General features: G+C 43.2%; 7 protein-coding genes and 1 pseudogene. 2 read left to right on the top strand and 6 right to left on the bottom strand.

Translation table 11 applies throughout. The annotated features are described in order from the left end of the window. Positions 1 to 66 precede the first annotated feature (66 nt). The 3 genes and pseudogenes from B3B27_RS05250 to B3B27_RS05260 all read right to left on the bottom strand — a co-directional run. A pseudogene (locus B3B27_RS05250) lies at positions 67 to 345 on the bottom strand (zinc ribbon domain-containing protein YjdM); the annotation flags it as partial. An 18-nt stretch (positions 346 to 363) separates the two neighbouring features. Continuing rightward, on the bottom strand, positions 364 to 2,013 hold the full coding sequence (locus B3B27_RS05255) for an AMP-binding protein (RefSeq protein ID WP_286846990.1): 1,650 nt from the start codon (positions 2,011 to 2,013) through the stop codon (positions 364 to 366). Positions 2,014 to 2,332: 319 nt separating this feature from the next. Then, positions 2,333 to 2,896, bottom strand: a complete 564-nt coding sequence (locus B3B27_RS05260) for a helix-turn-helix domain-containing protein (RefSeq protein ID WP_238866321.1) — start codon at positions 2,894 to 2,896, stop codon at positions 2,333 to 2,335. Between the two features lie 434 nt (positions 2,897 to 3,330). Between B3B27_RS05260 and B3B27_RS05265 the strand changes: the two genes are divergently transcribed. Beyond that, complete coding sequence (locus B3B27_RS05265) at positions 3,331 to 4,734, top strand: CDP-glycerol glycerophosphotransferase family protein (RefSeq protein ID WP_238866319.1); 1,404 nt, start codon at positions 3,331 to 3,333, stop codon at positions 4,732 to 4,734. A gap of 39 nt (positions 4,735 to 4,773) precedes the next feature. After that, positions 4,774 to 6,222: a lipopolysaccharide biosynthesis protein gene (locus B3B27_RS05270; protein ID WP_238866317.1), complete on the top strand. Its 1,449-nt coding sequence runs from the start codon at positions 4,774 to 4,776 to the stop codon at positions 6,220 to 6,222. 98 nt (positions 6,223 to 6,320) lie between these two features. On the opposite strand, the gene B3B27_RS05275 is transcribed toward B3B27_RS05270, so the two are convergent. The 3 genes from B3B27_RS05275 to tsaD all read right to left on the bottom strand — a co-directional run bounded on the left by B3B27_RS05275 (position 6,321) and on the right by tsaD (position 10,660). Next, positions 6,321 to 7,763, bottom strand: coding sequence for a tetratricopeptide repeat protein (locus B3B27_RS05275; protein ID WP_238866314.1), 1,443 nt, complete (start codon positions 7,761 to 7,763; stop codon positions 6,321 to 6,323). A 33-nt stretch (positions 7,764 to 7,796) separates the two neighbouring features. After that, entirely contained in the window at positions 7,797 to 9,485 is a 1,689-nt protein-coding gene (locus B3B27_RS05280; protein WP_238866312.1) for a glutamine--tRNA ligase/YqeY domain fusion protein, read from the bottom strand. A gap of 158 nt (positions 9,486 to 9,643) precedes the next feature. Continuing rightward, positions 9,644 to 10,660, bottom strand: a complete 1,017-nt coding sequence (gene tsaD / locus B3B27_RS05285; protein WP_238866310.1) for a tRNA (adenosine(37)-N6)-threonylcarbamoyltransferase complex transferase subunit TsaD — start codon at positions 10,658 to 10,660, stop codon at positions 9,644 to 9,646. Positions 10,661 to 11,001: the final 341 nt, after the last annotated feature.

Below are 11,001 nucleotides of genomic sequence, written 5' to 3' on the forward strand. Positions count from 1 at the left end.
GTTCGACTCCGATATTCTCCACTAAGACAAGATCGATAAGCGGCTTGCATTTGCAAACCGCTTTTTTTATTTCTTCAAGAATTCTGTCTTTAGAAATATTGTTTGTCCATCAACCCTGGCCTGTACATGTGTAGGATCATCTTCTGCAAGTTTAATTCCGCGAGCACGGGTTCCTCGTTTTACAACCATAGAAGAGCCCTTCACTTTCAGGTCTTTTATTACAGTTACATCATCACCATCTAAAAGTTCATCTCCGTTACTATCCATTACTTTACCTGATTCTTCTGCCGTGTCCATATCTAATTGTGTCCACTCATGAAAACATTCAGTACATTGAAAAAGAGATCCGTCGAAAAATGAAAGTCAGAGAATTTCGATACCGTTTTTTTTGCATAGCTCAAGAGCCATTTCACGTAGGAGATACTTCTGTATCTTTCCGCTGCCTGTCATCGGAAATTGATCAACAAAAAAGACATAGCGGGGTATTTTATATTTAGCGATATGTCCCTTGCAAAAATCACGCACATCCTCTCTAAAGAGATTAAATCCCTCTTTTTGAATGATGAAAGCACCCACATCTTCTCCATATCGTTCAGATGCTACCGCCACAACCTGTACATCCTTCACTCCCGGCATCCTGTAAAGGTAATCCTCCACCTCTTTCGGAGAGATGTTCTCACCTCCCCTGATTATCATATCCTTTATTCGCCCAGTGATTCGGTAATTGCCATTCTCATCTTTTACTCCCAGGTCGCCCGAATGCATAAAACCATTCTCATCTATTACCTGAGCAGTAGCTGCCTGATTCTTATAATAACCTTTCATCACATTATAGCCGCGGCAACACATCTCCCCAACTACCCCCGCAGGACACTCTTTACGTGTTTCGGGGTCAATCACCCTCACATCCGTAAACTCATAGTTGCGCCCCACAGTCGTACAACGCACCTCAAAAGGATCATCAAGCCGACTTTGTGTCATTCCCGGAGAAGTTTCTGTCATACCGTACACGCTGGTAAGCTTCATAAACATCTTCTCGTTCACCTGCCTCATCAGCTCCTCCGGGCAAAGTGCGCCTGCCATAATACCCGTACGTAATGAGCTCATATCAAAAATATTAAACATAGGATGGTTTAACTGTGCGATAAACATTGTTGGAACACCATGTAGGACAGTGCACCGCTCCTTATGGATTGAAGCGAGGGTAACAAGCGGATCGAACCGCTCCACCATAACCTGTGTACTGCCATGTGTAAGGCAGCACATGGTTGCTAACACAACCCCGAAACAATGAAACAGCGGTACACATATACAGCACTTGTCCTCAGGTGTGAAATTCATATGTACCCCAGTCAGATACCCGTTGTTGGTAATATTATGGTGCGTAAGCATCACCCCTTTCGGAAATCCGGTTGTTCCCGAGGTGTACTGCATGTTTACCACATCGTGACAGTTCGACAAGCCCCGTAATCTTTTAAACTCGTTGTCCGGTACATTCTTTCCCAACAAGAGTATTTCAGCGGTATTATACATACACCGGTATTTCTCCTGGCCTATATAGACTACATTCTTCAGTTCGGGAAAACGGTCCGATCTCATTTTACCACGTTGTGTTGCTCTCATCTCAGGCACCAGCTCGTAGATAATATCAGTATAATTGCTTCCCGCTACACCATCAGTCATGCACAAGGTGTGCATATCAGAATCCTTCATCAGATAGGCTATCTCTTCGGAACGATAGTTGGTATTTACCGTTACCGCAACAGCTCCAATTTTTGCAGTCGCATAGAGAAAGGTAAGCCAGTCGGGAACATTCTGTGCCCATATTCCCACTTTGCTACCGCGGGTCACCCCTATAGAGATCAAGCCTTTTGCCATGTTATCCACCCTTTCGTTGAAGGTCTTCCACGTAAAACGCAGATCACGGTCGGAATAGACAATATATTCCCTGTCGGGTGTCTCTTCAGCCCAGTATTCAAGCCAGTCCCCTAGCGTCTTATCGAAAAGTTGCATGTTAGATTGGTCACTCATCTTTAATCAGATAAAAAAATTGATATTTTATGATTAATCCGGAAATGATTTAAAACAGAAAACACACTCAATGATCAACAGTCGTGCTAAATTAGTACAAAGAGAAGCATAATATCTAAAAACTGTTAGCGGTGAATGGCCAACAGACATACTCAATGAGCGTTTCAGGAAGTTGATCAACTATATCAGGTTGAATGTGAATGTCCCACGACCTTGCTCAATGAGTACCACCTTATCATCAACGATGATAACGATAATGAGATCAATGTTCCACGACCTTGCTCAATGAGTACCCCAGAAACTAAGCAGGAGAGTACACAACACCCAGTATTTGGGCTTCGGCATCACCTGACGCAGTTACAAGATGGTCAACAATTGAATCGTAATAGATGCTGTCACCCTGGTTCAACAGATATTTTTCCTTACCATAATAAACAGTAACAGCCCCCTCCAGCACATAAAGAAACTCTTCCCCTTCATGTGAAGAGAAACTCTCATTACCTGTGGCAGACGAAATCCTGACAAGGAACGGGTCCATGTTTCGTCCCGCTTTTCCCGGTGCCAAAGAGATAAAATCCATATGTGAGTTGCTGTTGGCCATCTGGCTGGTGAATGTAACCGGTGTCATTAAATCACTGTTTCTTGTCACAACCGGCCCCATCTCTTCATAGTCGTCAAGAAAGGTACCCAACCTCACTCCAAGCGCACGCGCTATTTTAATTAATGACGAAAGTGATGGAATATTTTCGCTTTCGCAGATCCTTCTTACCTGCTCTACCGTAAGCCCTGCACCGGCAGCCAGCTCTTCTACCGGCATATTCTTCTCGGCACATAAAATTTTTATTTTTTCCGTAACTGCAGTCATATCTTGTTAAATGAAGCTGCAAAAGTAAAAGAATCTAAGCAAAAAGGCAAATAAAATCTCTAAATGTTTATTTTTTATGCAGCCTGATTATAATTCAACAGCATAACCAGATCTTTTCTATCAATTTTTCCAGAAACATATTCATGTGATTACCGATTATTTACACAGTATATTCAACACAACCTCACCTCTGTTTTCTGTCATAACCTGAAATATTCCATAACAATTTCTTACGGCAAAGCATTGCATACCCTGCAATTTTCTTGCGGCATTATTCTGTATCATACTCCTTTTTGCGCCTTTTCGACTGGATACCAGCTATTTAATTTCCCTTTAAAGAATATTGATAACAGATAAAAAGCTAAATTGAATTTTGCATTAAAAAACAGTCAATTAAAAATAAATTACTATTTTTGAGTGGTAAACCACCGGGTATGATTACCATATACCGGAAAATATCATTAGCTATGGTTGGAGAATACAAGCAATATCTGCAAAGGATCTCACCCGGATTTCTCTACAACGGATTAGTAATTGTTTACAGAGGATACAAGCAGATTATCAAACCGTTCCGTATTTTTATTTTTCTCCTTAAACACAAGAAAGTAGAGGCAAAACACAAGAAGGCACTGGAATATGTTCGCAGCAAGGAAAAGATAAAGGCAGCCTTTTTTATTAATCACGATTCGGACTGGAAATACGAAGGTGTGTACAGGATAATGGAGCATGATGAGCGATTTGAACCGGTGATCATCATCTGCCCATATCTGACTTATGGTGAAGAGCAAATGCTCGAAGTGATGAAAAACGGTTTTAATGTTTTTTCCGAAAAGGGATATAACGTGATCAAAACACTCCGTGATGATGGCACATGGCTGGATGTAAAGAATGAGGTTCAACCCGATTTGATTTTTTTCGCCAATCCATATTTACATACAAGGGCCGAATATTATATCACCAATTTTCCCGATACCCTCACTTTTTACGTTCCTTACGCTTTTGTGATTACCGACAGGCCATCGTTACGTTATCAACTGGAACTGCACTACCTGGTGTATAAAATTTTCCGGGAATCAGACTATCACAGCAAAGAGGCCCGGAAATATTCGCTGAACAGAGGGTCCAACTCTGTAGTAAGCGGTTACCCTGGGTTAGACTTTGTTTTTAAAGATAACGGCAGAAACAATGCAGGCGATCAGGATAAAAGTATTTGCAACGATCCCTGGAAAATAAAGGACAGGCAAGTGAAAAGAATCATCTGGGCACCGCATCACAGTATTGAGACTGACAAAAGCCGGTTTAACTTCAGCAATTTCCTTGAGTATCATCAGTTTTTCCTCGATCTGGCAGACAAATATAAAGATGATATCATGCTCTCATTCAAGCCTCACCCGTTATTGAAGCCCAAGCTTAAAAATTTGCCAGGATGGGGTGAAGAGCGAACGGAGAACTATTACAAAGCATGGGCAACCCGTCCCAACTGTCAATTGAACGAAGGCATGTACTATGATCTGTTCCTTTCTTCCGATGCAATGATACATGACAGTGTATCTTTTCTGGTAGAATATCTCTGTACAAAAAAACCAAGCCTCTACATGGTGATTGATGATTATGTTTTGTCCGGTTTTTCAACTCTGGGGAATAAAATTGTTGATGCTCACTACCATTCCCGCACGAAAGAAGATGTTGAATCGTTTATCAAAGATGTAGTTATAAGCGGGGAGGACACCATGAAACAGAGGCGGGAAGCACTAATAAAAACTCACCTTCAGCCTCCCAACAACAACAGTGCCAGCAGGAACATAATGAATGAAATATACAGGATCACCGGCAAGTAAATTCACAATTATTTATTACTCCAACAATAACACCTTTATGTGGAAGAGTCATTAAAAAACAAGGCTGCCAAAGGCATGATATGGAGCGCGCTTGATAAGTTTGCTGTCCAGGCGGGACAGTTGGTTATTGGCATCATTCTTGCGCGCCTGCTAATGCCCGAGGACTTCGGGCTGATTGGTATGCTCTCCATTTTCTTGGCCATATCCCAATCGTTTATCGATAGCGGGATGGGATCGGGGTTAATCCAGAAAAAAGAGCGGAGCGATCTTGATTTCTCCACAGTCTTTGTTTTCAATCTGGCGGTCAGTATAATTTTCTACCTATTGTTATTCATTGCCGCACCACTTATAGCGCTGTTTTACGAAACACCGGGGCTGGTAACATTGACACGTGTTCTGGGATTAAATATCATAATCAACGCACTCGCCATTGTACAGCGATCGAAGCTGGTCATACATATCGATTTCAAAACAATTGCCAAGGTAAATGTTATCTCTGTCTTCTCAAGCGGTGCTATTGCTGTCTATTTTGCATTCACCGGCTGGGGAGTATGGGCGCTAGTTTTTCAGAACCTTATTCGCTCACTGATATCTGTCGCCTTGTTTTGGGTGTTCACCCACTGGAAGCCGTCACTCATCTTCTCAACCGAATCGTTCAAAAGGCTTTTCGGTTTTGGCTCCAAACTGCTAATCTCCGGGTTGTATGCACAAGGCTTCAATGAGATCTACAATGTGATGATAGGGAAGGTATATAGTGCTGCGGACCTTGGTTATTATACCCGATCAAAACAGTTTGCCGAGATATCCTCTGGTACAGTTACTGCTGTTGTACAACAGGTAACATACCCCATACTGGCATCTTTGCAGGACGACAAAGAACGACTGGTATCGGTGTTCAGCCGCCTGTTAAGAATGACATCTTTTTTAATCTTCCCTGCAATGACCTTGCTGGCATTGATGGCCGATCCCCTTGTCATGCTTTTCCTTACTGCAAAATGGGCACCAGCAATAGTATTGCTGCAGTGGTTATGTTTCGCGAGATTGGTAACACCCATCAGCTCAATCAATATGAATATTTTGAATGCCGTAGGCCGCTCAGACCTCTTTCTTAAGGTTGATCTCTCAAAGGCGCCCATCGTAATTGCAGCCCTTCTCATTACTATCCCAATGGGAGTGAAGGCAATTGTAATTGGAAGTGTGGTTACTTCCGCCCTCTCTTTCATAATAAACACCTATATGCCAGGTAAACTTTTCGGTTACGGTACACTTAAACAGGTTAAAGAGATGATCCCGGTAATTATTGCCACCTGTGTGATGGCACTGTCTGTCTACCTTGCTATGAATATCTTTCCAAGTCACTGGCTGAAGATTGTTACCGGGCTAATTACTGCATTGGCAACCTACCTGCCTGTAAGTTACCTGTTAAAAATTGAAGAGCTGCAGGAGTTGAAAAGGGTTATCCGGAAAATAGCCACCGGAAAACTGTAACAATGCCTTCCGGAGAGAGAGAGTTAAGGCAGCAGACCTTGCATTTATGGCTTGCAAATCATCTCCTCTAAATGCTTTGCAGTGCGCTGCCTGCAAAATCAGTATTTTATATTCTTGAACAGCACCCTGTTCTCACGTGCTTCGTTGAGCCGTGACAATATTTTCTCCCTGCTGTATCCCGAAAAATCGACATCTTCATAACCCATTATCAGGTTTAGCAGTGCTCGCAGCTCTTCATCGGAGAACTGCTCCATGATCTCATCGAAAGGTTCTTTTGATCCGATCTCAAAACGGATAAAAGCCAGTCGCGATTTGGCTGTCGGAAAATCAGGAGCAATCTCCAGCAGCTCCTCCAGATACTGTGCTGCCTGTTCATATTTTTCCTGCGCCACACTAATGTTTGCCAACCGGTCCAGGATATCTTCATTCCCTTCAGAAACAAGGGCAGCTTTCATATATGCCGCTTCGGCACCAACAAAATCCCCGTCATTGAATGCCAGCTCACCCTCAATCATGTAGTAGTCAAGCGTCTCCCTCTCCGTTTCCGGAATCAACGAAAACAGTTCCCTTGCTTTGTCAAAATCCTGCTTACTAAGGTAAACAAATGCACGTTTGCCAATAATACCCTTGCTTCCCAGCAGGGCCTCTTTCCTGTCTATAAGCTTCATCATCTCATCATATTGCTCCAGGGCGGAATAAGCTTCCATCAGCGAGTCATAAATTGTCTCGTCGTCAGGAGACTCCTCAAGGCATTGCCTGAAGATGGCAATTGCTTCCTCCGCGTTATCGTTAAGGTATAACGTCAATGCTTTCATTTTCAAAACCTGCTGATCACCCTCATTGATAGTCAACGCAAAATCAAAAGCATCAATAGCTTTATTGTACTCTTCATTCATGGAATATAGCTTTCCTATATTTACCCATCCGTCATACGAATAGGGATCAATATCAAGAAGCCTGTTGTTGTATTCAATAGCTTTATCCAGATCGCCTTTCATCTCATAGGCGTAAGCAAGGTCAACAATAACATCGGGATTCGATTCATCAATCTTCATGCTCTCTTCGAGAAATGAAATTGCACGATCAAACTTGTCCACATCGTTGAGCATATATCCCACTTCGGTGATGAAAAAGTAGAGGTCGTCCACCGACAATTCCCGTCCGAATGACTGATTAATCAGCTGATCGGCCTCTCCATATCTCTCCAGATGGAGCAACGACTCAATCCTAAGCAGCGACAGATCCACATCTCCTTCATCCGATAACTGCCTCATATAGTCGAGCGCCTCCTCATACATCTCAGAGTAAACAAGCTTTTTTACTTTCAGCACCATCAGCTCCTGGCTGCCTGGATGCATTGACAGGCCCTCATCGATAAGAAAGTCGGCCTCATCAATATCGCCCTCGGCAGTATAATAATCAGCCAGTTGAGCAAATTCATCGGCATCGAAATAGACCTTCTTGCCTAATGCACGCATCTGCTCATATCTTTCAACCAACGACGTGATATCCGGTTCATTCTCTTCCATTCTTCTCTCCATCGCCGATAACTTGTTTCTCCTGCACTAATAAACTCATTTTTTCCAGGAATCCCTGAGAGCCACTGTCCGGTTAAAGACCAGTCTATCTTTAGTTGAATCTGAATCCACATTAAAATACCCGATGCGTTGAAACTGGAAGCTATCTAACGGTTTGGCATCTTTCAGATACTCCTCCACCTTACATCCATTTTTCACTACGAGCGACCCCGGATTCAACAGTTCCTTAAAATCCCTGTCTTTTTCACCGGCGGGGTCCTCCACCTTAAAAAGGCGGTCATACAGCCGCACTTCGGCATTCAGGCTATGGGCCACTGAGACCCAGTGAATGGTACCCTTAACCTTACGGTTCGATTCCGGCATACCGCTCTTAGTCTGTGGATCGTATTCAGCATATACCTCAGTAACATTTCCGTTCTCATCTTTTTTGCAACCTGTACACTTAATAATATAGGCATTCTTCAGCCGCACTTCACTACCCGGGGTAAGGCGAAAGTATTTTTTCGGTGCTTTTTCCATGAAATCATCACGCTCAATCCACAGCTCACGGCTGAACTTCACCTTACGACTGCCCATGCTTTCATCTTCGGGATTATTGATAGCCTCCATCTCCTCCACCTCTCCTTCAGGATAATTTGAAAGAATCAGCCGTACAGGATCTATCACACCCGAAACACGCATCGCACGGGCATTTAGGTCCTCCCTCACCGCATGCTCAAGCAGAGACATATCGTTAATACCATCATATTTTGTGTAACCTATTTTATCAATAAAACTGCGTATTGCTTCGGGAGTATAACCTCTGCGGCGCATCCCCGTGAGTGTGGGCATACGCGGATCATCCCATCCCGACACCAGCTTCTCCTGTACGAGCTGCAACAGCTTTCGCTTACTCATAATAGTATAAGTAAGGTTCAAACGGTTAAATTCAATCTGGCGTGGGCGGTAGTCACTGTTGGCAAGCTGGTCTATAAACCAGTCGTACAAGGGGCGATGCACTTCAAACTCCAGCGTGCAGAGCGAGTGCGTTACACCCTCGAAATAATCGGACTGCCCGTGCGCAAAATCATACATAGGATAGGCTTTCCATGTTGTTCCTGTACGATGGTGCGGAATATGTATCACACGATAGATTATAGGGTCACGAAAGTGCATGTTAGACGAAGCCATGTCTATTTTGGCACGCAGCACCATCTTCCCTTCAGGTATCTCACCGCTATTCATTTTTTCGAAGAGATCAAGCGTTTCCTCAACAGGCCTGTCACGGTAGGGGCTGTTTGTTCCCGGCACCGTTGGCGTCCCTTTTTGTTGTGCAATCTCTTCAGCCGACTGTTCATCGATATATGCTTTCCCCTCCTTAATAAGCTGTATGGCAAAATCCCACAACTGCTGAAAATAGTCGGATGCATAATAGACGTTTTCCCAGTGAAATCCCAGCCATTTTATATCTTCCATGATGGAATCCACGTATTCAACATCCTCTTTCAAAGGGTTTGTATCATCAAACCTGAGATTACAAATACCGCCATACCTTTCGGCTATTCCAAAATCGAGACAGATAGCCTTGGCATGCCCTATATGCAGGTATCCGTTAGGTTCTGGCGGAAAGCGAGTCTGTATGCGTCCATCGTTTCTGCCTTCTTTCAAATCGTTTTCAACAATCTGCTCTATAAAATTGAGGCTTTTCCTGTTCTCCTCAATAGCGGTAATCTCGTTCACTGACATATAGTGTAATAATTAATGATTTACAATTAGTGATTAAGAATTTATTTTTACTTTTTTAGTTTAGAGCTTTTCTACATCCGGCTTTACATGATTCAGCCTTTTAATATTCTGCTTTCAACTTATAACCTAAATTTCTGATTCTTAATTTCTACTTTAAATTATATCGATACTCTTGCGTAGGGTGCTATATCGTACCCGGAAAACTCACCCTTCTTATATTTATAATAACCCGTTATGGCCACCATAGCTGCATTATCGGTGGTATAGGCAAATTTGGGAATATGGATCTTCCAGCCATACTTGCGGCTATACTCTTCAAAAGCGTTCCTCAACCCCGAATTGGCCGATACACCTCCAGCAACAGCCACCTCCTTTATCTTACAATCTTTAGCAGCATGGTAAAGCTTGTCCATCAAAACATCTATAATGGTTTTTTGCAACGAAGCACATAGATCCTCTCTGTTCTTGTCGATAAAGCCGGAATCATTTTTCAACTCATCGCGCAGAAAATAGAGAAATGATGTTTTCAATCCGCTGAAACTATAATCATATCCTGCAATATTAGGCTTACTGAACCTGAACCTTACGGAATCGCCCTGTTTTGCCAGACGGTCCACAACCGGCCCACCCGGGTATCCAAGTCCCATTACCTTGGCACATTTATCGAACGCTTCCCCGGCAGCATCATCAATGGTCTGTCCAATAATCTCCATATCGTCAAACGATTTCACCAGTATAATCTGTGAATTACCGCCCGACACCAGCAAGCAGAGAAAAGGAAATGAAGGCTGATCGGCATCATTCTCATCCTCCTTGATAAAGTGTGCCAGCACATGTGCCTGCAGATGATTCACCTCTATCATAGGAATATTAAGTGCCGAAGAAAAGCCCTTCGCAAACGATGTTCCCACAAGAAGTGATCCTAACAACCCGGGGCCACGTGTAAAAGCCACTGCAGAAATCTCCTCTTTGGCGATCTTTGCCTGTTTCAACGCATCATGCACAACGGGAATAATATTTTGCTGGTGCGCACGCGACGCCAGTTCGGGCACCACTCCGCCATATCGCTCGTGTACAGCCTGACCGGCAATCACGTTGGAAAGTATTATACCGTCACGAATAACCGCGGCAGAAGTATCATCGCAAGAAGACTCAATTCCCAATATTGTAACCATTCCAATCAATCAAAATTCACACTACCCTTTATTCACTGGGTGTCCGGTTACCCAAATTACCTAAAGCATAAATTATGCCGGGTAGTTTTCCTGAAATGCAGACAACCAGACAATCGAATAACGGATATCAAATAAAGATACAAAGATAATACAAAAAACACAATAAATTTATCTCATCGCTTGCTTCCTCGCCATCCATTCCCAGGCCGAGGTCAAGGCGTTTTCAGCATTATAAGCGGGATTCTTACAGAAAACATTTATCCAAATATCCTTTATTATCCTGTTCAATGTCGTAAATTATAAAGTTATATCCACCCTGAATGCGCCGGACAGAGCGCCGG

This window comes from Proteiniphilum sp. UBA5463 (assembly GCF_002427225.1).
GTDB classification, from domain to species: Bacteria; Bacteroidota; Bacteroidia; order Bacteroidales; family Dysgonomonadaceae; genus Proteiniphilum; species Proteiniphilum propionicum.

Excerpts from the sequence above, each read along its gene's own strand:
- tsaD (WP_238866310.1), bottom strand. The coding sequence starts at position 10,660 with ATGGTTACAATATTGGGAATTGAGTCTTCTTGCGATGATACTTCTGCC.
- B3B27_RS05265 (WP_238866319.1), top strand. The coding sequence starts at position 3,331 with ATGATTACCATATACCGGAAAATATCATTAGCTATGGTTGGAGAATAC.
- B3B27_RS05275 (WP_238866314.1), bottom strand. The coding sequence starts at position 7,763 with ATGGAGAGAAGAATGGAAGAGAATGAACCGGATATCACGTCGTTGGTT.
- B3B27_RS05255 (WP_286846990.1), bottom strand. The coding sequence starts at position 2,013 with ATGCAACTTTTCGATAAGACGCTAGGGGACTGGCTTGAATACTGGGCT.
- B3B27_RS05280 (WP_238866312.1), bottom strand. The coding sequence starts at position 9,485 with ATGTCAGTGAACGAGATTACCGCTATTGAGGAGAACAGGAAAAGCCTC.
- B3B27_RS05260 (WP_238866321.1), bottom strand. The coding sequence starts at position 2,896 with ATGACTGCAGTTACGGAAAAAATAAAAATTTTATGTGCCGAGAAGAAT.